The following is a 22,854-nucleotide window of genomic DNA, read 5'->3' on the forward strand; positions in this document are numbered from 1 at the left end:
CATGTCACGCCGAGGAAACTGTTGGGATAATGCGCCACAAGAATCATTCTTTGGGCATTTTAAAGATGAAACAACTATTAGAGCATGTGAATCGTTAGAGGAAGTAAAAAAAGAAATTAAGAGTTATATGATTTATTACAATCATTATCGGGGGCAATGGAATTTAAAAAAGCTACCGCCTGCAAAATACAGACAGCAGCTTCAAAAAGTTGCCTAACCTTTTTTTAAATGTCCTTTACAAAGGGTACATTTTATAGTTTCAGATGCCTTTTTTACATATAGTAGTTCTCCATCATTTCGAGCCGATAATCCCATGGATCGTTCATCGAAATAAATTGAGCAAATGCCTTACTTTCCTTTTTACGATCTGCACGTGCCTTTGCTCGTTCAGATGCCGTTTCATGTAGTTTTGTCTCCTCTACTGTTTCTGGGATAACAGATGGAACTGGGGTTGGTTTATTATTTTCATCTAATGCAACAAAGGTTAATAATGCTGTTGCTGCTACCTTACGTTCTCCTGTTTTCAAATTCTCAGAAATGACCTTTACGAAAACTTCCATTGAAGATGTCCCTGTCCACGTTACATAAGATTCGAAATAGACAGAATCGGTCGGGCGTATTGGATGCAAGAAGTCTACAGAATCCGTTGAAGCTGTCACACAATCTCTACGGCTATGCTTAGCAGCGGAAATTGAAGCTACTTGATCGATGTCACTCATCAAACGACCGCCAAACAGTGTATTATGATTGTTAATATCATTCGGAAAAACTCGACTTGTACGCATAACTCTAGAATCTTTACAATATTTAAAGTTTTTATTCACATCTATTCCCCCTAAAAACAACTGTTTATTTCTACTATATTGCTCTATTTTTCCATAAAAAGCAATTAAATTATCGGAAAATTAAGAATTTTTAACTGTTGTTTTTTTAATTCTCTGGACAAGATACGCTACTGCTTCCTATGCCATATATTAGCTGTATATGGGAGGGAGAAAAATGGTAAGACGTAGACAACAACAAGCCCCAAATGGAGAAGGAAATTTCCTAGCTGGTGAAGAAGCTGGTCTCCTAGGTGAAGATACAGGTATTCAAAGTGGAGATATAACCTCTACTAAAGTAGAATTAATATCTTCTATGGTTTTGACAATAGGGTATTCATTAGCAACCCTCTCCACCATTTTAGCATTGCAGGAAGAAGAGGCAAATGAACAAGCAAGAACATCCGACGCGCGAAATCAAAGTGTACAATTTAGACAAATGCATAAACATTTATCACATCTCAACAATCGTCTAGATTCCATTGAACGGAAACTCAATCGATATTAACAAATACATACCCCATAAAAACCGCTACTTATAAAAAGCCGCGATTCTCCGTCATAAAAGAGAATCGCGGCTTTTTTTACTATAATATGATAATGAGCTTTCAGTCTTCTTCCCTTTTTTACAGCTATACATACCAATATTGAAGGAACGTCATCTATTGTACCAAGATAGAATTCGTTATTACCTAGTTTTAAATCCCCTTCAACACTATGCGCTGCCTCTCCACTGTTAAGGAAGAAATCGTGTTCAGTATCTTTTCGTTTGTGAAACCGTATACAATACAAAACGACACATTTTGTACAAAATTGCTTTCACACTCATTATATTGATATATTTCTATAATTTTTTCAAGAATATTGCTTAAAAATCTTCATAGATTAAAAAATGGGATCATTTATCCCGGCAAGAATGCTTTAGCGCAAAGGATTTTTTTACGAAAGCGTAGCACAGCACGGTGTTGGTCACCCAGGCGTTTCACAGAATGAAAGTTCTTATACCTGAGTCCCCCTATTTCATTGATATATGTGGACCCACTGAAAGAAGTTAAACAAGCCTTCGATTCATTGGAGATGAAGCATAGTGTTACATAGGCATTCAATTTCCCTTTGTGAATTATTTTTACTATACTTAAAGGAGAAATAATCGAGAGGAGTGTTAAGATGCAAGAAGTACAAGTAAAGACGTTGCAGGAATTATTGAATTCTTTCGCCAACAAAGACGTTTATATTCATCTTGAGACGACAAACGGTTCTTATGCAGCACACTATGATGAAAAATTTTTCAATGCAGGTGCTTTTATTCGCAATGCAAAAATCAACTTTGAACTTGCTAAAGTGGTAGATGATTCACCCCATCGTGTCGGATTAAAAATGGCACATGGCTGGGTTTATGCTCAAGGCATCACACATTTTGAATTAGATGATTTAGGCCGTTTATTAATGGCTGGACTAGACTATTCAGGTAAATTGGCGATTGCACTCGAAATTAGCGAAACGCCATTTACTTACTAAGGGGGACGACTTTTTGAATTTACAACCACAGCGTCATATTTTAATTGTTTACCCTCACCCAGATGATGAGGCTTTTTCAGTTGCTGGAACAATTGCCTATTATACAAAGAAAATGAATACACCGGTTACATATGCCTGTTTAACTTTAGGTGAGATGGGGCGTAATTTAGGAAACCCACCTTTTGCAACACGTGAATCTTTGCCAGAAATTCGACGTAAGGAGCTTGTTGCAGCAGCAGAGGCTATGGGAATACAAGATTTACGTATGCTTGGTTTCCGTGATAAAACGATTGAATTTGAAGACGATGAAAAAATGGTAAAGCTTGTTGAAGGTTTAATTGAGGAGCTAATGCCTTCTCTTATCTTTACGTTCTTACCTGGTTTTGCAGTGCATCCTGACCATGAAGCTACAGCACGTGCCGTAGTGGAAGCTGTTCGTCGTATGCCAAAAGCTGCACGTCCACAAGTGTTAGGTTGTGCCTTTGCAAATGATACGATCGAAAAAAATGGAGAGCCACATGTTGTCAACGATATACGTGAAATGAGGATGGATAAAATTAAAGCATTACAAGCACATGCATCTCAAACTGCTTGGATGATGCAAGAAACAGAAAAACGTGTTGATAACGGCGAGCCAATGAGTGAAAGCTGGCTTAATATTGAAAAGTTCTATATTGTAAATCCTGATCAATATGTAAAATAACAATAAAACGGTTCTGTCTTCTTTCTTCATTGAGAACAGAACCGTTTTATATTAAGCGACCCTCATCTTTTTTAAAAAATGAATAATGAAAGTTATTGAGAAAATAATAATTAACACCACAAAAAACATATAATGTGGAACGTGAATACCGATGACGCTGGCTAGCATTTTCAGTGCAATAATCCCAATAATAATGAATGCTGTTGCCTCTAATTCTGGTATTTTTTCTATAACGATTAAAAATAAGCCAGCAATCGTTCTCATCATTAAAATACCTAACATTCCCCCGATTAGTAATATCCAAATTTGATTGGATATCGCAAAAGCAGCAAAAATCGCGTCAATTGAAAAAGCAATATCCATCAGTTCCACAGAAATAACAGTTGCCCAAAAAGTTCCAAAAAGGCGAACCAACAGCCCTGTTTTTTTCATCTCTTTAGTACTATCCACTTCCCCTATCTGTAAGAAATGAGCAACACATAGCCAACCTAAATACAGGGCTCCTAGCAATTTAATAAACCAAAATTCTACCAAATAAACACCTATCCCGATAAATAAAAATCGGAAAAAATAGGCCCCCAACATACCGTACATTAATGCCCGTTTGCGTTGCTTGTTTGGCAAATGCTTTACTAGCACTGCTAATACAAGTGCGTTATCTGCTGAGAGTAAACCTTCTATTATAATTAGTGTTGATATTAACCCCCAAGAGACAGGGTCAGTTAAGATCTCTTTCCACATTTCCCAATTGAAAAATTGCATGTATGTAGATAGAATTCCTTGAATGATTTCCAATTACATACCCTCCTACTTGTCCTAAGGTATTCTATTATATGCTTGACCATTTTTGTTATGAGGAAATGTGTGCACCCTTTATTTCTACAAAAAATTCTCGCAAAAATTTAATTATTCTGCATTTTGTAGTTTCCTAGATAAAACAGACACCGAAAATTTAGAATTTACTAAAAATTAATAACAAAAAGCTTATAATATGTGCTATCATAGGTAAATGTTTTATACGTATACGGAGGATGAATATTATGGAAGCTGCTGACACTAGAACTGTGCAGGTAGAAAATATCTTGATTGCACATCATTTCTTAAAAGACGTAGTGGTGCATACGCCGCTACAAAAAAATGACTATCTATCCGAGAAATATGGAGCTACTATTTATTTTAAACGCGAAGATTTACAGCATGTACGCTCATTTAAACTTCGTGGTGCTTATTATAAGATTAAAAAAATTGAAGAAGAGGCTCGTAAAGTTGGCGTCGTTTGCGCGAGTGCGGGTAATCATGCCCAAGGTGTGGCCTACGCTTGTGCTCAATTGAAAATTCAGGCAAGTATTTTTATGCCTCAAACAACACCTAAGCAAAAAATTGACCAAGTGCGTATGTTTGGTCGTGATTATGCAGAAATTATTTTAGCAGGTGATACCTTTGACGATGCTGCAGAAAGCGCATTTGCTTACTGCGATGAACACGATAAAATCTTTATTCACCCATTTGATGATTTGGATGTCATTGCTGGACAAGGAACGGTCGCTGTTGAAATTATGAATGACATGGAAGAACCGATTGATTACGTGTTTGGTAGTATTGGTGGCGGTGGCTTAATGTCAGGTGTTTCTGCCTATGTGAAAAACCTTTCCCCTAAAAGCAAAATTATCGGTGTTGAGCCTACCGGGGCGGGCAGTATGAAGGCTGCTTTTGCAGAAGGCGGTGCAGTGGCACTTGATTGGATTGACAAATTTGTAGACGGTGCTGCGGTAAAGTGTGTCGGTAACCACACATATGACGTTTGTCGTCGCTACTTAGACGATATCGTACTAGTACCTGAAGGAAAAGTATGTACAACGATTTTAAATCTTTACAATAAACACGCTATTATCGCAGAGCCTGCTGGAGCATTATCAGTAGCAGCACTCGACTCCTACAAAGAGGAAATTAAAGGGAAATCAGTCGTTATCATCATTAGTGGTGGTAATAATGATATCGATCGTATGCAGGAGATTAAAGAAAAGTCTTTAATTCACGAAGGCTTACTTTACTACTTCATCGTTAGTTTCCCACAACGTGCAGGCGCACTTCGCCAATTCCTTACAAGTGTGCTAGGTCCAAATGATGACATTACAACTTTCGAATATACAAAGAAAAACAACAAAGAAAGTGGTCCTGCCCTAGTCGGTATCGAACTTGGCAATCGTGAAGACTTCGAAGGATTACTCGTTCGCATGGATGAATTCGGCTTCAAATACAAAGAAGTAAACAACGACATTCAACTATTTGGCTTACTCGTCTAATATAGAAAGTCACACTTGCTAAGTGAGTGTGGCTTTTTTTGCGGGAATAAAAGGTTTATCGAAACTTTTTTGAGATTTATCGAGACTTTTTTGAGGTTTATCGAAACTTTTATCTTGTTTATCGAAACTTTTCAAACGTTTATCGACATCTATCTTACAAGAGACACTATCTGACCGCACCGATAGTTTACGTCGCTTACATTTCATCTAATAATTTCGCAGGAATTATATATTTTCTATTTTTCTTTTCACCTATCGCTTCAAATTTTAACTTTTTCAATAAATAATAAACCGCCTTCTCTGAGTCAATATCAAAAAAATTACGAAACTGAGCATTTGTAATATTGTTGCTTATCATTAATCGAAAATCATGTAATGCGATTAGCATCGATTGATTATCAATCGATTGGCAATTGCTACAATGCCATTTCCCATGGATGTAACGTAGAACATGGTCAAAATGACAATGAGAGCATAGTGCACCTTTCTTCAATTCACCCACTTTAATATCTAGGGTCCATTGAATTGGTTTGTGCCTCGTTAAAATATGCGCCGATAATTCTCTCAAATCTTTTTCACTTAGACAGACTTGTTGATGCTGCTTGAACAGGTTATATATCCTTTCTGCCAAACCACTTACATGAATAATTGGCTGCGACAAGAAAGTCGACGCCATAATCATATTCGGATTTGCAGAAATGACTATATATTCAATAGCTATATGATGACCGCTCATTTGAAATAGCCGACGCAAAAACCTAGCATGGCGCTTCACTTGATCAAAGGGATTTCTAAAGCCATCTACTCTGCCATCAGACGTAATTCGAATAAATTGATGGTTATCTTTCATATATTCTACACGCCCAACGATATTTTTGATTTCCACTATTAAAATAAAATTCTGCGACATCAACAATGTATCCATTTGATGTATGGATCCACCTTCATCCTTAAGCGCAACATCGTGTAATAAATAATGCGTTTGCTCTAAATAAATACTTTGCCATTCTCGATCTACTCGTTGCTCACCTGCATACCCTGCTCTTGTTCTATTGAGCATATCTTGATAGTAAGTAGTTTTAGGGTGAGATTTCGGTAATCGCCTCTCAATCATTTCTAACACGCGTTGCTTCGATGAAACTTCCCGTTTTTTCAGTAACATAAGTTCACCTCCTTTAGTTAGATTATAATGCACTTCTTTTAACTTAACTAAATTTTCAGTTTTTTATTAACTTCTAAAAAACATCGACATCCAACGAAAAAACGCCCACACCTAGGTATGAGCGTTTTATATTATTATCCTAGTAGCGCACGGTCTGAGTTCATTTTCTCTCCACGGATGCGTTCGAACTCTGCCATTAAATCCGGGATGGTTAATTCATGCTTCCGATCCTCGCCGACCTCTAAAATAATTTGACCTTTATCCATCATAATCAGTCGATTTCCTAAATCTAATGCCTGTTGCATATTGTGCGTGACCATTAATGTCGTTAAGTTGTCTTTCTCAACTAAATATTTCGTAATACGTGTGATTAACTCTGCACGAGATGGGTCAAGTGCCGCAGTATGCTCGTCTAGCAATAAAATCGAAGGCTTCGTAAATGTTGCCATTAAAAGTGACAAAGCTTGACGCTCCCCTCCCGAAAGTAAGCCCACTTTTGCAGACAATCGATTTTCAAGATTTAAACCCAACATCTCTAACGATTCCTTGAAAAATTCACGACGCTTTTTATCAACACCGAAGCGCATGCCTCTACTCTTATTACGTGAGTAAGCTAATGCTAAATTTTCCTCAATCGTCATTGTTGGTGCTGTACCAGCCATCGGATCCTGGAATACTCGACCGATAAAGTGGGAACGTTTATATTCTGGCAAAGTAGTAACCTTATTCTGATCAATTGATACCGTGCCAAAGTCTGGTGTTAGCGCGCCAGAAATCATATTCATCATGGTCGATTTACCAGCACCATTACTGCCGATAATTGTAACGAAATCCCCTGGCTTCAAATGCAAATTAATTTCTGCGAGTGCAATTTTTTCATCAGGCGTACCTTCATTAAAAATCTTATTAATGCCGTTTAATTTAAGCAAGGCGCTTCCCTCCCTGCTCAACCGTCTTTACGTGTGTTCTCTCTGCTGCACGCTTCACCTTTCGTTTTCGTTCCTTACCCTTATTGATAAATTGTGGTAAAACTAACGCTATAATAACAATGATAGCCGTTATTAATTTCATATCTCCTGAATCAAGGAAATCTACTCGTAATGCTAATGCTAAAATAATGCGGTAAATGATCGCTCCAGCAATGACAGCGAGAGTTGTGCGCATAATCGTTTTTGTACCGAAAATTGCTTCACCGATAATAACAGATGCAAGACCAATCACAATCATCCCAATCCCCATACTGACATCTGAGAACTTTGAATATTGAGCGATTAAAGCTCCAGAAAATGCCACAAGTGCATTAGAAAGTCCTAGCCCTAAAATTATAAGTGTATCTGTATTCGCCGAGAAGCTACGAATCATGCGCTTATTATCACCGGTTGCTCGAATAGCCAATCCAACCTCTGTTTTTAAGAACCAGTCTGCAATGAACTTAATGATAATCGTAATGATTAAAACTACGATTATCGTACTCCATGTTGAAGGTAGTTGCTGAACGCCGAGGCCTTTTAATAGGTTATTTAAAGCAGTATCGATTCCTAAATTACTCCAAAACGCTTGAAACTTTGAAAATAAAGTCTCTGAATTTAATAGTGGAATATTCGGACGACCTATCGTATTTTCTGCAGTTGATCCCATAATGCGTAGGTTAATAGAATACAAAGCAATCATCATTAAAATTCCCGATAATAGAGGATTAATCTTTCCTTTTGTGTGAAGAATTCCTGTCATACATCCAGCAATAAATCCAGCAACAATTGCCACTAAAGTTGCTAAGATTGGGTGGTAGCCAAGCATAATCATTGTCGCTGCTGTAGCTGCCCCTGTTACAAAGCTTCCATCAACCGTTAAATCTGGAAAATCTAACACACGGAATGTTAAATACACACCAAGTGCCATAATTGCATAGATGATCCCTTGCTCCATCGCGCCAAATATTGCTAAAAACATAGTTCATCATCTCCTAATAATTTCTTAATAAATATAATTTCGCTCAACATCATAACTTGAGATTGATTTCTGGGGCGTCCGATAAGCCTGCGTTCCTCTATCGCTACTTCCTAAGGAGTCGCCTAGCCCTACTCCAATCAACTTTCAATATGAACCATAATTTTTAGTATTCTAATAAGATGAAACTAGAAAGGATTACCCCACCATAATTGGGATTAATGCAATGTACTCTATTCGCTCGTAACTATATATAGCGCTAATCCTTCCTCATAATATTCTAAAAAGTAGATAAAGCGGGGGCAGTTTTCGTTCTCCCCCGCTTCGTTCGATAAGATAATCATGTCGTCATTACTTTTCTAACAGCTCTGCACCCCAAGACTCCTTAATTTTAATCCCTAAATCATCCGCTACTTTTTTATTGATTAATAGTTTTAATTTTTGTGGGTATTGCGCTGGTATATCAGCAGGTGTTGCTTCACCTTTTAGAATCTTCACAGCCATTTGCCCTGCCTCATAACCGATGTCATAATATTCAAAACCATATGCAGCTAAGCCACCACGTGCTACTGAGTCAAGCTCTCCTACAACTAGTGGTAATTTATTAGAGTTTGCTACATCAATGACAGACTCAAGAGCCGAAACTACTGTATTATCAGTAATGATATAGAATGCATCTGCTTTACCAATTAATGATTCAGTAGCTTGTTTTACTTCTGCCGAAGTTGCCGCAGATGCCTCAACTACTGTTAGGCCTTGCTCAGCCATAACTTTTTTCACTTCTTTTACTTGTGCTACTGAGTTTTGCTCACCAGCGTTGTAAACCATACCTACTTTTTTCGCACCTAGTTCCTTTAAGAATGCTACTGTTTTTGAAATAGTCTCAGGATGTAAATCAATCGTTCCTGTTACGTTTTTCCCTGGCTTCTCCATAGATTCAATGAGCTGTGCGCCAACAGCATCCGTTACAGAAGTGAAGACAATCGGAATATCACTAGTAGCTGTCGCCGCCGCTTGTGCTGATGGTGTAGAGTTAGCAAAGATTAAATCTACGTTGGCACTTACTAGATTGTTTGCAATCGTCGTATTAAGACTATTATCTCCTTGTGCTATTTGCGGATCGTATTCAACTTTTAAGCCAGATTCTTCAATTGCTTTTTTGAAACCTTCAGTTGCAGCATTTAAAGATGGATGCTCAACAATTTGAGTAATCCCAATTTTAAATGTTTTGTCATCTGCATTGCTGCTCTCACTTGCATTATTCTTGTCGTTCTCTTTCGAGTCTGATGAACTAGATCCACTGTTACCACAAGCAGCAAGCATTAAAACTAATCCAAATAACAGGAACGAAAGCTTTCTTAAATTGCTTTTCACAAATAATCCCCCCAATATTATCTCTAATATTTATCACACTTTATCCAAACAAAGTGTGAACTTATCGCTATATTATCGTTATTATATAGGTTCGTCAATAACATTATGAATGTTCTGACTATTAATCTTCACAAAATATTTTATTTTTTCGCTTAATTTGTCACTTTAAACCACTAAACTACACTATTTCTATAAATTGATTTCTTTTTCTAATATAACAAAAGTTTTTTTGACAAATTTCGCGAAGTTATTTTTCTGCTATTGATTTTTCAAGTAATTTGTATAAAACCTAAAAACCCGATATTCCCCAAAATAAATGTCAGGCTGTCAAATTATTATATTTATTCACTATTACTTCTATAAGATATCTACTAACTGACTACTTTAGGGTAGCGGGATATCCGGGAAGTAAACGTGCGTTTGAGTAATGCCTTGGATGGCTGAATAAAATCACTCTCCCTTAATGTTTACATTTTGTTGCTAACTACATTGATCTCCACATTTCAGTCTCCTTTTTTACACTTAATGCATATGATGCAAATGAGACGAATGCTGCTTTCAAAAAGGAGGAATACCATGAACAATGAAGAAACCGATTTAAATCAACCTTCTTATTCACAAGAGAAACAAAATGGAAATATAGAGGATATTGACTCAATCATCTCTAATCTTTGTGACAGTCTATTTGCATTTGCTCTAGATTTTGCCTTAAATGCCTTGGAATATACAAAAGATTTAGATGGAGAACTAGAATATACAGATGAATTCAAAAAACAACTTGACGATATCATTTTTGAAATAGGAGAAATTAAAAATGTTTTAGATGAATAAATCCCAACGAGAGACCTCCTACTTCTTTAGCACCAAGGCATCCTCAGAATAGAAGTTTAAAAAAGCAGAGGTGTCTAAATGCAAAGCTTTCAAGATATGTGTACAAAATTTGCTCAGATTGCCAACGGAAAGGCTTCTATGGAACATGGTGTATGTTCCGTAAAACTTAATCGAAATCTTACTGTTACGATTCAAGGTCGCCCAAGTCGTAGTGCACTTCATGCTGGAATAACGTTCGAATCACTCGATATATACGGAAATGCACTTAACTTAGGTGAAGTTGTAGTACTTCAAGAAGAATTAACACCATTTGTTAAGGTACTTTCAGAAAATAATTTAATTATTAGTGCCGTCCATAATCACTGGATATATTCAGATCCAGTAATTTTATACGTTCATTTTCAATCAATAGAGCCCCCATTAATCTTCGCCCAAAAATTTGCTCAAGCATTTAGTGTTTTAAAAAACTACTGAAAACTACACTTGTTAAAAGAACTGCTTAGAACAGTTCTTTTTACTATGACCGTTTTTAATGTTCACGGTTGCTTCTCAGCTATAGTTCAGTTTCATTCATTCCATCTGTAATGAAGCAACTGTACAAGCCCTCTTCTTATGGATTCCAAATTCTAATCCCCACTAATGAGCACAACGAACAAGGGCTAAATATTACCTTTAGCACTATGAATTTCTGCGTTTTTTTTACTCATTGCTATTTACAAATAAGCATGAACATTGATATGATTGCATTTGCTTCACGTGGTTCGTAACCATCCCACGCAAAAAAACTAAGGAGAAATGTATATGAAAGTGAAATTTTTAACAACGAGTGGCATAATTGCAGCTCTTTACATCGCTATTACATTGTTAGTCGCCCCATTTGGCTTTACAGAGGTGCAGTTCCGTCTATCAGAAATGTTTAATCATCTAGTTGCGTTTAATCCACGCTTTGCCTTCGGAATCATTATTGGTGTATTTATCTCCAATCTATTTTCACCAAACGGCATTATCGATTTGTATTTTGGCGTAGCCCATTCGACGATTACTCTTGGATTGTTCATTCTTATTTGTAAATTTGTTAAAAATATTTGGGCACGTTTAGTCATTAATACATTATTATTTACTTGCACAATGTTCATCATTGCTTTTGAATTGAACATTGCACTAGAATTACCATTCTTCTGGACATGGTTAACTGTTGCTACAGGTGAATTTGTTGTCTTAGCGATCGGTGCACCGATTATGTATACATTGAATAAACGCTTAAACTTCAAAAATTTAATTTAACTGACGGATCTTAATAGATTCGTCTTTTTTTATTTCCTTGTTATTCTTGACAACATTCTGAAAATACTTTACAATTCTTTTCAATAAATGCTAAGAAAAAGAATAGTAGCAAGCGGGCGTACTTAAAGAGAGCTGATGGTTGGTGCAAATCAGTAGTACATACTTGCGAATGGGCTTTGGAGCAGTCTCATCAAATGTGAGGACGAATTTACTCCCCGTTACCGGAGTACGAAAGCGCGCAATATATGCGAATGAAGGTGGCACCACGGTTACTCGTCCTTTTTACAGAAGGATTGTAGTGACTTTTTTTATGGGAAAATTAGAGAAGAGGAGTCGAGAGAAGATGAGTATAGTAGTAGAGAAAAAAGGATATTTCGGTGAATTTGGTGGTAGCTTTGTTCCTGCTGAACTTCAAAATGTATTAAATATTTTAGATGAAAACTTCCAAAAATATAAAGACGATGAAGACTTTAATAAAGAGCTAGATTATTATTTCCATGAATATATTGGGCGCAAATCTCCACTTTATTTTGCTGAAAATTTAACAAAACAATTAGGCGGCGCAAAAATTTATTTAAAGCGTGAAGATCTTAACCATACAGGTTCACATAAAATTAATAACGTCCTCGGACAGATTTTATTAGCAAAGCGCATGGGTGCTAATCGTGTGATTGCCGAAACAGGTGCGGGTCAGCATGGTGTAGCAACAGCAACGGCTTGTGCAATGTTCGGAATGGATTGCACCATTTATATGGGTTTAGAGGATACAAAGCGTCAAGCATTAAATGTCTTCCGTATGGAGCTTCTTGGTGCAAAGGTAGTAGCTGTTGATAAAGGTCAAGGGCGACTAAAGGATGCTGTAGATGAAGCATTTGCTGACTTAGTGGAAAACTATGAGACGACTTTTTATTTACTAGGTTCTGCTGTAGGACCTCACCCATTCCCTTCAATGGTCAAGCATTTCCAATCAGTCATTAGCCGTGAAAGTCGTGAACAAATTATAGCAAAAGAAGGCAAGCTACCAGCAGCAGTACTTGCTTGTGTCGGTGGCGGCAGTAATGCGATCGGTGCGTTTGCAGAATATATTGCAGATGAAAATGTTCGCCTCATCGGCATTGAACCCGATAAGGCAGCTACATTAAATGAAGGAACACCCGGTGAATTACACGGCTTCAAATGTTTAGTATTGCAAGATGCAGATTGCAATCCACTACCAACGTATTCAATTGCTGCTGGACTAGATTATCCTGGAGCTGGTCCAGAGCATAGCTATTTAAAAACAATTGGTCGTGGAGAATATGTAACGGTGACGAATGAAGAAGTGCTTGAAGCATTCCAAGTGCTGTCAAAGGTTGAAGGAATTATTCCGGCACTAGAAAGCTCCCACGCAGTTGCTCATGCACTAAAACTTGCGCCAGCATTATCACCGGAAGAGAGCATTATTATCAATATCTCTGGCCGCGGAGACAAAGACGTAGAACAAGTATTTCAAATGTTAAGTAGATAAAAAGCGAAAGAGCGACTTCCCTTTGTGGAAATCGCTCTTTTAAATTACATCTGGAATCGGCCAGCATTCATAAAGATATCCAACACTAAAGGACGAAGAAAACTAAATTCTTCGTCCACTTTTAGGAATTTTTATTTAAGAACAGGCTTTTGTCTGTAGTTTAATTTTTAATTTATCTAGCATATCAACTGTCATTTTTGCTAGATCATACTGTGCTTTAAAGCCCCATTCTTTTTGTGCGGCTTCGATATTTAAAGAATTTGGCCAGCTATCTGCAATCGCTTGACGAACCGGGTCTACATGATAATTCATACGAAAATGTGGCAAATGCTTGTTAATTTCCGCCGCAATTTCAGATGGCTCGAAGCTCATTGCAGTGATATTAAAGGCATTGCGATGTATTAGTTTGCTACTATCGGCTTCCATTAAATCTACAATAGCTTGCAATGCATCTGGCATGTACATCATGTCCATATACGTACCTTCTTGAATATAAGATGTATACTTCCCTTGCTCGATCGCCTCATAGAAGATCTCTACCGCATAGTCTGTTGTACCGCCTCCAGGAGGAGTTACGTATGAAATTAACCCAGGGAAGCGTACACCGCGAGTATCTACACCAAAACGATTGAAATAATAATCACATAACAGCTCACCAGCAACTTTATTTACCCCATACATTGTTGTTGGACGCTGTAATGTATCCTGTGGCGTATTATCCTTTGGTGTCGATGGACCAAATGCGCCTATTGAGCTCGGCGTAAAAAATTGCAAGCTTAATTCACGCGAAACCTCCAACGCATTCATTAAACCGCCCATATTTAAATTCCACGCTAGCAAAGGATTTTTTTCTGCTGTTGCCGATAATAACGCCGCTAAATGCATCATTGTATCTGCACCAAAATCTTTCGCTAAATCATGCATTCTTTGTCCATCCGTCACGTCCAATACTTCAAATGGACCTTTAGAATGCTCAAGCTTCCGGATATCTGTCGCCAACACATTGTCCTCTCCATAAATACCACGAAGTTTTTCTACAAGCTCAGAACCTATTTGACCTAGTGCTCCTGTAACCATTATCTTTTCCATTTCTCCAAACCTCCACCTGTGAACAATTGTACTCTCCGAGGGTACAATAATATATAACCAAACATTGATTTAATAACACTTCTGATGAATTTCATTATAAAGTGTTCATATTAAAAATACAACCACAATATTTTCAATTTTAAAAAACAGAGCAAAGAATCCTTCACCAACAGTATATGAGACCTATAAAATATTGTGCTAGAAAAACATATAAAATACATATGTACAACTCAGGTGTACATTCAAGCAATATAAATTTTGTTTAATACTACTCAAAAAAAAGAACCTCCTTTGTTGACAAAGAAGATCCTTTTGTTGTTATTAAATACGGAAACGCTTTACGGCTATTTGTAAAACTTTTGATACCTTATGTAGCTCTTTAATATAATCATGGAATTGCTGCTGTGCGGTTAATTGATCGGCTGTTAATGTAGCTACATGTTTAGTGGATGCTGCATTCGTATCAGAAAATGAAGTTAACATTACCGCGTCTTCACTAACCTTTTTCGTATGGTTGGCAATTTCTTGAATAGTTGTAGATACTTCCGTTATATATGGCTTCATTGTATGTACTTTTTCTAAAATATGATCGAAGCTTGTTGCCGTATCTCCTGTAACCTGCACTCCCTTTTCAGTTGCGACTAACACACCCTCCATCATTTGCACAGCATAGTTGGAATCTAAATGAATATTTTGTACAATGGACGTAATCGTTTGGGTTGAAAGAACGGTTTGCTCTGCAAGCTTGCGAACTTCATTGGCTACCACCGCAAATCCTTTACCATGCTCCCCTGCCCTAGCAGCCTCAATAGATGCATTTAAGGCTAGAAGGTTTGTTTGCGCAGTAATTTTTTCAATTACTTCAACCATTTGATCGATTGTAGCTGCTCTCTCTACAAGATTAAAAATGGCTGTATTCGATTGTTCAACTGCGCGTTTAATGGCCTGTATTTGAGTTAAATTCGCCTGTACAATTTCCGTACCACTTTCTGCATCACTCGCAGTTTTATGAGCAAAATTTTCAACAACCTGCACTTTTTCTAATATTACTTGCACATTATTTAGCACTTCCTCTAGAGATGCTGTATTCGAAGCTAATTTTTTAGTAGAAGCAGCAGTTGAATCTGAAATAGACTGTACATCCTTTGCAATTTTGTGCGTCGTGTTAGACGATTTTTCGGAGGATTCCTGCAGTTTCCCAGTCATTTCTTCAACATCATGTGCACTTTTTGATACTGTATGAAGTAGTCTTTTCACCTCTGTTGTCATCTGATTATAAGACAATACTACCTCGCCCAGCTCATCCTGCGCCACATAACTGGCATTCGCTGTGAAATCTCCCTGCTCCGCACGCTTTAATAATGACTTCAATTGACGCGTTGGTATATTCACAGCTTTTGTTGCTACAAAACCTATACAGATTACTAACAGAACAACAAATAAACATACTCCCCCTAATAGCCAATAACCAAATTGCACATCTTTCTGGTATGCCTGTTGCTGTTCTTTAGCCCGCTGAACTAAATAGCTTTGAGTTTCTTCTAATAATGAATGACTTTGCTGGCTTACAGGTAAATAAGACTGACCATAAAATTGTTGCTGTTCTTTTTGGCCCAATTGTTTATAGTTATTGATCATTTCTACCTGCTGTGCTAGTAAAGTTTTAAATTTCTTCATCTGATGGTTCATCTTTTTATCGATTTCTAGACTTACTAAATGTTCTAAAGGCTGCTCAGCGTTTTTTAAAATGACAGTCATTTCTTGATAAGCTCCGGCTGAATCTACTAAATAATCTAATTGTCGTTGTGATTCCTCTAGTTTATTTAACCATCCGATCGGTACAAGTCCTTCAGTATAGCTTTCACTTGCATGCCATGACATTTTCCGTAAATAATCAACACTAAAAATACCTAGCAATACATTTGATAGTACACAAACTATCATCAGTATAAGTAACTTGTCCTTCACCATTATGTATCGAAAAAAATGCATCATCTCGGCTCCTTCTCCAACTCTTACCAATAATGATAGTATGAAGATTTAAAGCCAGTGTTATGTTTTTGTAAAGATTACACGAAATGTTGTGAAAATAATCCCATTACTCCTAATATAATCGGCGCATATTCCCCTCGAGGTAACATGATATTAGTCCCCATAAATGCCTTTAGGGACATACCAGTTTGATTCGGAAATTACCTGATGAAGAGCTTCGCTTTGCCCGTAACCTCCCACTGCTTTTCTTCCGTATCTAAATCAAACGTTATCTTAGTAACCCTACGAATTCACTCCAAATGTAAAATTAACAAAATAGCAAAATTGGTTATAACTTTTAATAATCATAATAATCATTTAACTTGCAACCTTCTGAATTTCCTATCGTTGTCTATTAATAGTATGGTTTATCAAGCTTCTGCTAAGTGTTTTTAGTACGAAAGCGAAGCGGCAGCGGCAATTGTTTTTTGCGCGAAAGCGGAGCGGCAGCGGCAATTGTTTCTGCGCGAAAGCGGAGCGGCAGCGGCAATTGTTTCTGCGCGAAAGCGGAGCGGCAGCGGCGATTGTTTCTGCGCGAAAGCGAAGCGGCCGCTAAGGCAAAATTACTCAAAAGGGAGGTGTGTGAATGTTACAGTTTAATAAATTAGATAAAAGTTTAGTTATTAGCTTGGCATTGCTCGGTATTATTAGTTGTCTCTTTGTTCATTCCAGTAGCACGGTGTTTGAGCAGTATACAAGCTCGTTTATTACAAAGCAATTTTTTTATTACCTAATCGGATTTTTAATTATGTTTGGAGTAGCAAAGCTTGATATCGAGCAACTAAAAAAGATTGGCTGGCCATTTTATTGGGCGATGGTCTTATTAACATTTGGCTTATTTATTGCACCAGAAAGTATAGCTCGGACTATAAATGAAGCAAAACGCTGGTACCAAATCCCAGTTTTAGGATCTATTCAGCCGTCAGAGTTTTTAAAGTTCGCGTTTTTAATCGTAGTCAGTAAGGTTATTGTTGCACATCGAGAGAAATATGAGCGCCCTACCTTTTTAACGGATATGCGACTACTCTTAATCATCGCTGTTATCACTCTTCCACCTACGCTTGCTGTTTACAAGCAACCAGATACGGGCATGGTCATGCTTTATATGTCGATGATTATACCGATGATTTTCTTTTCAGGTATACAAAAAAAATTACTTATACTCTTTACAGCCATTCCGGTATCAATTCTCAGCGTAGTGGTTATTCTTTATGTAAAGTTTAATGATTTTTTTACAGATAAAATTTTAAATAAATTATCAGGGCATCAAATTTCTCGAATTTATGGCTGGTTGCAACCACATGAATATCCTGACTCATCTTTTCAAACAAGGCAGGGATTTTCAGCAATTGGTACAGGGCAGTTTACTGGAAAAGGTTACATGAAAAATAATGTCTATGTCGTAGAAAAGCATACCGATTTCATTTTTGCCAACATCGCTGAAGAGTTCGGCTTCATTGGAGGGGCATTTGTCATTACTCTTCTGTTTTTTGTTATTTACCGTATTGTTCTCATTACAGTAGAAGCAAAGGACCCATTTATGACATTGATGGGAGCTGGCATTGCTAGTTTATTAGCCTTCCAAATTACGCAAAATATCGGTATGACAATTGGACTTTTACCTGTAACAGGTATGACTTTGCCATTTTTAAGTTATGGCGGTAGTTCCCTCATATCAAATTTCATGTTAATGGGCATTGTGCTAATTATCTATAATTCTTATAGCGGCTACATATTTAAAACAACAAAAGAGTAGGTGAAGGCTCGTATGAATGATACTTTAAAAAAGAGAATTTTATTATTACTATTTCTGGCAGGAGTTATTTTATTCATACTCATAGTGCGCCTAGCCTTTCTTATGCTGTAAGATCAAAAAGCTGTCTCAAAAGTGTTACTACGACTTTTGAGACAGCTTTACATTTAAATTTTATGAATACTATCAATGACAACTTTTATAATTGTATCAAGATCCTCTTGTACGATATTAAGTGGTGGAGATAATGTTAATACGTTATTAAAGCCTGCAACAGTGGCACCATTTTTACCGATAATAACACCCTGCGCCTTACATGCAGCAATAACAGCATTTACTTTATCTATTGGTAAAGGCTCCTTCGACGTTTTATCTGAAACTAACTCAATGCCAATTAATAAACCTTTGCCGCGAACATTCCCAACATTCGGATGATTATTCAATGCTTGCTGAAGTGCTTGCAGAGTAGCAGCTCCAACCTCACTAGATCTTTCAAATAATGCTTCTTGCTGAAGAATCTCAATATTTTTCAATGCGACCGCACATGCGACTGGTGATCCGCCAAATGTATTGACATGGCGGAAATAACCGTATGCATCTGACTCGGTAAATGCCTCATAAATTTCCCGTTTTACCGCTGTAGCTGATAATGGTAAATAGGCACTTGTAATTCCTTTTGCCATCGTAATAATATCAGGTTTAACACCGTAGTTCATAAATCCAAATGGCTTACCTGTTCGACCAAAGCCACAAATTACTTCGTCTACAATCATTAAAGCTCCATGTTTTTTACACACTTCTTCAATGCCCTTTAAATAGTTCTCCGGAGGCATGATGACTCCCCCACCTGTAATAATTGGCTCTAAAATCATCGCGGCTACTGTTTCACTTAGCTCCCACGTCATCGTCTTATCTACAGCCTTGACGCTTGCTAATTCTGTTGGGGCAAGTGTATCACTTTCATGTTCCCGATATTGATCAGGTGGTGCTACATGGATAAAGCCAGGAGATAATGGTTCATATTTATATTTTCGTTCCGCTTGCCCTGTCGCAGCCAATGCACCAAAAGAACTTCCGTGATATGCACGGTAGCGAGAAACAATTTTATAGCGAGAGCTTTCCCCTTTTTGTTGATGATACTGACGCGCAATTTTAAACGCAGTTTCGTTAGCCTCTGACCCACTATTAGAGAAGAAAATAACATAATCTCCACCAAGCATTTCATTAATCTTTTCAGCCAGTTCAACTGCAGGTAAATGTCCCTGCGATAAAGGAGCATATGCATTTTTCATCATTTGCTCATGTGCTACATCTGCTAATTCTTTGCGACCGTAACCTACATTTACACACCACAATCCTGCCATTGCATCGATGTATTCAACGCCATCTGTATCAACAATCCTTGCACCATTTGATTTTTCTACTACATATGTTGCTTGTGGATTATAGGGTTTCATTGAATGCCATACATATTGTTCATCTTTTTTTAAAATATCACTTTTAAGATTTACTTGAACCATATCTATACACCCCTTCATGTTTTTTCACTTATTTACATCGTTATTGCTTGGGAACGCAAATGAACTTGTTGTATCCTCTGTTTCATCAGGCCAGCGTTCAGAAATTGTTTTCGCTTTCGTAAAGAATCGTGCTTGGTCTGGCCCAAACATATGCCCTTCACCGAACTTAGAGCGCTTCCATCCTCCAAAGTTGTGATAGCCAACTGGAATCGGAATCGGAACATTAACGCCTACCATACCTACTTCAATTTCTTCTTGGAATTTGCGCGCTGCCGAGCCGCTACCCGTAAACATCGTGACACCATTCCCAAGTTCGTGATTATTAATTAAATCAATAGCTTCTTGTAAGGATTCAACGCCTACAACAATACGTGCAGGGCCAAAAACCTCCTCTTTAAAAATAGTCATTTCTGGCGTTACATTATTTATCAATGTCGGACCAAGATAAAAGCCTTTAGATGTTTCACATATTTTCGGATTTCGACCATCCGTCACAAGATTAGCTCCTTCTGTAATAGCACCGTCGATATATCGAAGAATGGTATCTTTTGATTGCTGCGTAATAACTGGGCCAAAGTCTACCTCGTCATCTGTATATGGGCCAACCTTTAATTTTAGGATTTTCTCTTTTACTATCTCTGTAAAGCGTTGTTCAGTATCTTTCCCGACGACGATTGCTCCTGAAATAGCCATACAACGTTGAGACGCCGCTCCATACGCTGCACCTAAAAAGGCATTAGCTGTTTGCTCTAGGTTTGCATCTGGCATGACAATCATGAAGTTCTTGCCGCCACCAAATGCAGCAACTCGTTTATTGTGCTTCGTTCCTGTTTGGTAAATATACTCCGCAACAGGTGTTGATCCAACAAATGAAATGGCTTGTATCTCTTTATTTTCCAGCAGTTCATTAACCGCCACTTTATCACCATTCACGACTGTCCAAATTCCATCTGGCAGTCCTGCCTCTTTCCATAAGTTACTTAAGTATAAGGCCGAGATTGGCACACGCTCAGACGGTTTTAAAATAACTGCATTTCCTACCGCTACTGCCATACTTGTAATCGCCAGCGGGACCATAACAGGGAAATTAAATGGAGCAATTGTTGCAACAACTCCAAGTGGAGCTTTTGCAGAAAAGGCATTAATATCGCCGCCTACATTAACCGAGTATTCCCCTTTCAGCATTTGCGGGGCACTTATTGCCATATCTACAGATTCAATGCCACGAACTATTTCACCCTTAGCATCTTCCTTCGTTTTCCCACTTTCCTCACAAATTATTTCGATGAGCTCATCTTGTCTTTCAACTAACAACTGACGGAAACGATGCAAAACCTCCACCCGTTTACCAATCGATGTCTTTTTCCATGCAGGGAATGCTACTTTCGCTAGCTGGATAGCTTGCTTTACCTCATCTCTAGTCGCTAACGGAACTTGCGCAATGACCTCTCCTGTTGTTGGATTATAAACTTCCGAGAAACGACCACTAGTACCTGCTGTTTCAACACCATTGATAAAATGCGTAAGCGTTTTCAATTTTTGTTGAACTGTCATAATTTCCCCACTCCTTAGTTATCATTATTCAAGATCCAATTCTTCCTTTTGGAAAATAGAACTTGCTTTCTCTACCGGTTTTAACCATTTTTTCTTTTGTGTAACTAAATAGAAAATCATCACGACCGCTACTACAATACATGTAAATAAAATTTGCGAACGCATTGATTCAATAAAGAACATAGCGATCAGTAATGCTGTTGTAGCTAATATAGTGAAATACGTTAAATAGGGGAATAACCACATTTTCACTTTTAATTGTTCGGGATTTTCTTTCTCAATTTTCCGTCGCATTTTTAATTGTGAAAAAGCAATGATTAAGTAAAGAATCAACGTAATTGCACTACATGAACTAAGTAAAAACATAAATACTTTATCTGGTGAAACATAATTCATAATAACGGCAATATAAGAGAAGAATGTCGCTGCTAATATGGCATTAACAGGTGCTCCCTTTTTATTTAATTTCAAAAATGCTTTCGGGGCTTCCCCTTTCTCCGCTAAAGAAAATACCATTCGAGATGTCGCATAAAGCGCGGAATTTAAGCACGATAAAACCGCTGTTAAGACAACAAAATTCATGATTTGCGCAGCTGCGGGAATACCGATGTAATCCAATACTGCTACATAGGGACTCGTTAAAATACTTGAGGAATGCCAAGGTAATAATGTGACAACTACCGTTATCGACCCAACGTAGAAAATCAAAATACGCCAAGTAATTGAATTTGTAGCTTTTGTCACCGCTGCTAACGGTTCGTCAGATTCCCCTGCTGCAATCGCAACAATCTCTGTGCCCATAAAGGAGAAAATAACAATGACTACACCCATCAGGACAGCACCGAATCCATTCGGTAAAAAGCCACCCTCACCGATTAAATTAGCAGTACCTACCGCATCAAAATTAGGTGCGATTCCAAAGATAATAAATGCACCAAGTGCTAGGAAAGCTATTATACTTGCAACCTTAATAAGAGAGAACCAATATTCAAATTCACCAAAAGCTTTTACGGAAAGGGCATTTGTTAAAGTAAGTGCTACAGTTAATATAAGACTTAGTAGCCATAAAGGAATGCCATCATACCAATATTGAATAATCGCAGCAGCTGCTGTTGCCTCTAAAGCAATGGCAACAACCCAGAAAAACCAATATAACCAACCAATCATAAAACCAGCCCAAGGACCAATTGCTTCATGTGCATAATGCGCAAATGATCCACTTGTTGGATTGACAGCTGCCATTTCCCCAAGCATTCGCATGACAAGAATAACGATAATACCCGCAAAGATATAAGATAAAATTGCGCCAGGGCCGGCTAAGTTAATCACTGAGCCGCTTCCCATAAATAAGCCAGCTCCGATAACCCCCGCAATAGCGATCATCGTCATATGCCTTTTCTTTAACCCTCTTTGTAAATGCGTCTGTTGCTCCATATCTGTTCACCTCTTTTATAGAT

Annotated in this window: 21 protein-coding genes, 1 riboswitch and 1 other annotated feature; of the genes, 10 read left to right on the forward strand and 11 right to left on the reverse strand. The window is 37.7% G+C overall.

The window, feature by feature from the left end; genetic code table 11:
• The coding region (locus PVA17_RS16960; RefSeq protein WP_274068360.1) for an IS3 family transposase at positions 1-217 on the forward strand (217 nt) is incomplete at its 5' end.
• 55 nt (positions 218-272) lie between these two features.
• Here PVA17_RS16960 and PVA17_RS16965 read toward each other — a convergent pair.
• Positions 273-824 (reverse strand): acyl-CoA thioesterase, encoded by a 552-nt coding sequence (locus tag PVA17_RS16965; protein WP_132360234.1) that lies wholly within the window; start codon positions 822-824, stop codon positions 273-275.
• Between the two features lie 175 nt (positions 825-999).
• Between PVA17_RS16965 and PVA17_RS16970 the strand changes: the two genes are divergently transcribed.
• The 3 genes from PVA17_RS16970 (at position 1,000) to bshB2 (ending at position 3,042) form a co-directional block, all read left to right on the forward strand.
• The gene (locus PVA17_RS16970; RefSeq protein ID WP_255505185.1) at positions 1,000-1,329 is read left to right on the forward strand and encodes a hypothetical protein; all 330 of its coding nucleotides are present in this window, start codon (positions 1,000-1,002) and stop codon (positions 1,327-1,329) included.
• Between the two features lie 659 nt (positions 1,330-1,988).
• Complete coding sequence (locus tag PVA17_RS16975; RefSeq protein WP_132360232.1) at positions 1,989-2,339, forward strand: YojF family protein; 351 nt, start codon at positions 1,989-1,991, stop codon at positions 2,337-2,339.
• A gap of 13 nt (positions 2,340-2,352) precedes the next feature.
• Positions 2,353-3,042 carry a bacillithiol biosynthesis deacetylase BshB2 gene (bshB2, locus tag PVA17_RS16980; protein WP_132360230.1) on the forward strand — a complete coding sequence of 230 codons (690 nt, stop codon included), beginning with the start codon at positions 2,353-2,355 and terminating at the stop codon, positions 3,040-3,042.
• Positions 3,043-3,093: 51 nt separating this feature from the next.
• Here bshB2 and PVA17_RS16985 read toward each other — a convergent pair whose 3' ends face one another.
• Positions 3,094-3,837 (reverse strand): TerC family protein, encoded by a 744-nt coding sequence (locus PVA17_RS16985; RefSeq protein WP_132360228.1) that lies wholly within the window; start codon positions 3,835-3,837, stop codon positions 3,094-3,096.
• Positions 3,838-4,082: 245 nt separating this feature from the next.
• On the opposite strand from PVA17_RS16985, the gene ilvA reads away from it, so the two are divergent.
• The gene (ilvA, locus tag PVA17_RS16990) at positions 4,083-5,345 is read left to right on the forward strand and encodes a threonine ammonia-lyase IlvA (RefSeq protein ID WP_274068361.1); all 1,263 of its coding nucleotides are present in this window, start codon (positions 4,083-4,085) and stop codon (positions 5,343-5,345) included.
• A 196-nt stretch (positions 5,346-5,541) separates the two neighbouring features.
• Here the strand turns inward: ilvA and PVA17_RS16995 are convergent, their stop codons facing one another.
• From PVA17_RS16995 to PVA17_RS17010, 4 genes are all read right to left on the reverse strand, one after another.
• On the reverse strand, positions 5,542-6,507 hold the full coding sequence (locus PVA17_RS16995; protein ID WP_274068362.1) for a nuclease-related domain-containing protein: 966 nt from the start codon (positions 6,505-6,507) through the stop codon (positions 5,542-5,544).
• A 134-nt stretch (positions 6,508-6,641) separates the two neighbouring features.
• Entirely contained in the window at positions 6,642-7,436 is a 795-nt protein-coding gene (locus tag PVA17_RS17000) for an ABC transporter ATP-binding protein (protein WP_274068363.1), read from the reverse strand.
• On the reverse strand, positions 7,429-8,457 hold the full coding sequence (locus tag PVA17_RS17005; protein ID WP_132360220.1) for an ABC transporter permease: 1,029 nt from the start codon (positions 8,455-8,457) through the stop codon (positions 7,429-7,431). Before PVA17_RS17005 ends, PVA17_RS17000 begins: the two co-directional genes overlap by 8 nt.
• A 348-nt stretch (positions 8,458-8,805) precedes the next feature.
• A complete protein-coding gene (locus PVA17_RS17010) occupies positions 8,806-9,828 on the reverse strand; it encodes an ABC transporter substrate-binding protein (protein WP_132360218.1) in 1,023 nt (340 codons plus the stop codon).
• A gap of 576 nt (positions 9,829-10,404) precedes the next feature.
• On the opposite strand from PVA17_RS17010, the gene PVA17_RS17015 reads away from it, so the two are divergent.
• The 4 genes from PVA17_RS17015 to trpB all read left to right on the forward strand — a co-directional run bounded on the left by PVA17_RS17015 (position 10,405) and on the right by trpB (position 13,450).
• On the forward strand, positions 10,405-10,659 hold the full coding sequence (locus PVA17_RS17015; protein ID WP_132360216.1) for a hypothetical protein: 255 nt from the start codon (positions 10,405-10,407) through the stop codon (positions 10,657-10,659).
• Positions 10,660-10,737: 78 nt separating this feature from the next.
• Complete coding sequence (locus PVA17_RS17020) at positions 10,738-11,133, forward strand: DUF1259 domain-containing protein (protein ID WP_274068364.1); 396 nt, start codon at positions 10,738-10,740, stop codon at positions 11,131-11,133.
• A 276-nt stretch (positions 11,134-11,409) separates the two neighbouring features.
• Positions 11,410-11,454: riboswitch (PreQ1 riboswitch) on the forward strand.
• A gap of 6 nt (positions 11,455-11,460) precedes the next feature.
• Positions 11,461-11,943 (forward strand): QueT transporter family protein, encoded by a 483-nt coding sequence (locus PVA17_RS17025; protein ID WP_274068365.1) that lies wholly within the window; start codon positions 11,461-11,463, stop codon positions 11,941-11,943.
• 83 nt (positions 11,944-12,026) lie between these two features.
• Positions 12,027-12,227: a binding site (T-box leader), on the forward strand.
• A gap of 59 nt (positions 12,228-12,286) precedes the next feature.
• Positions 12,287-13,450, forward strand: coding sequence for a tryptophan synthase subunit beta (gene trpB / locus PVA17_RS17030; RefSeq protein WP_274068366.1), 1,164 nt, complete (start codon positions 12,287-12,289; stop codon positions 13,448-13,450).
• Positions 13,451-13,585: 135 nt separating this feature from the next.
• On the opposite strand, the gene PVA17_RS17035 is transcribed toward trpB, so the two are convergent.
• Positions 13,586-14,539, reverse strand: a complete 954-nt coding sequence (locus PVA17_RS17035) for an L-threonine 3-dehydrogenase (RefSeq protein ID WP_132360208.1) — start codon at positions 14,537-14,539, stop codon at positions 13,586-13,588.
• A gap of 321 nt (positions 14,540-14,860) precedes the next feature.
• The gene (locus PVA17_RS17040) at positions 14,861-16,534 is read right to left on the reverse strand and encodes a methyl-accepting chemotaxis protein (protein WP_274068367.1); all 1,674 of its coding nucleotides are present in this window, start codon (positions 16,532-16,534) and stop codon (positions 14,861-14,863) included.
• Between the two features lie 622 nt (positions 16,535-17,156).
• On the opposite strand from PVA17_RS17040, the gene PVA17_RS17045 reads away from it, so the two are divergent.
• Positions 17,157-18,326: an FtsW/RodA/SpoVE family cell cycle protein gene (locus PVA17_RS17045; RefSeq protein ID WP_274068368.1), complete on the forward strand. Its 1,170-nt coding sequence runs from the start codon at positions 17,157-17,159 to the stop codon at positions 18,324-18,326.
• 164 nt (positions 18,327-18,490) lie between these two features.
• On the opposite strand, the gene PVA17_RS17050 is transcribed toward PVA17_RS17045, so the two are convergent.
• From PVA17_RS17050 to PVA17_RS17060, 3 genes are read right to left on the reverse strand one after another with little or no spacing between them, the layout of a single operon-like run.
• Complete coding sequence (locus PVA17_RS17050) at positions 18,491-19,843, reverse strand: aspartate aminotransferase family protein (protein ID WP_274068369.1); 1,353 nt, start codon at positions 19,841-19,843, stop codon at positions 18,491-18,493.
• A gap of 24 nt (positions 19,844-19,867) precedes the next feature.
• Complete coding sequence (locus tag PVA17_RS17055; RefSeq protein WP_274068370.1) at positions 19,868-21,397, reverse strand: CoA-acylating methylmalonate-semialdehyde dehydrogenase; 1,530 nt, start codon at positions 21,395-21,397, stop codon at positions 19,868-19,870.
• 24 nt (positions 21,398-21,421) lie between these two features.
• A complete protein-coding gene (locus PVA17_RS17060; protein WP_274068371.1) occupies positions 21,422-22,831 on the reverse strand; it encodes an amino acid permease in 1,410 nt (469 codons plus the stop codon).
• Positions 22,832-22,854: the final 23 nt, after the last annotated feature.

The organism is Lysinibacillus sp. CNPSo 3705 (assembly GCF_028674935.1).
Taxonomy (GTDB): Bacteria; Bacillota; Bacilli; order Bacillales_A; family Planococcaceae; genus Lysinibacillus.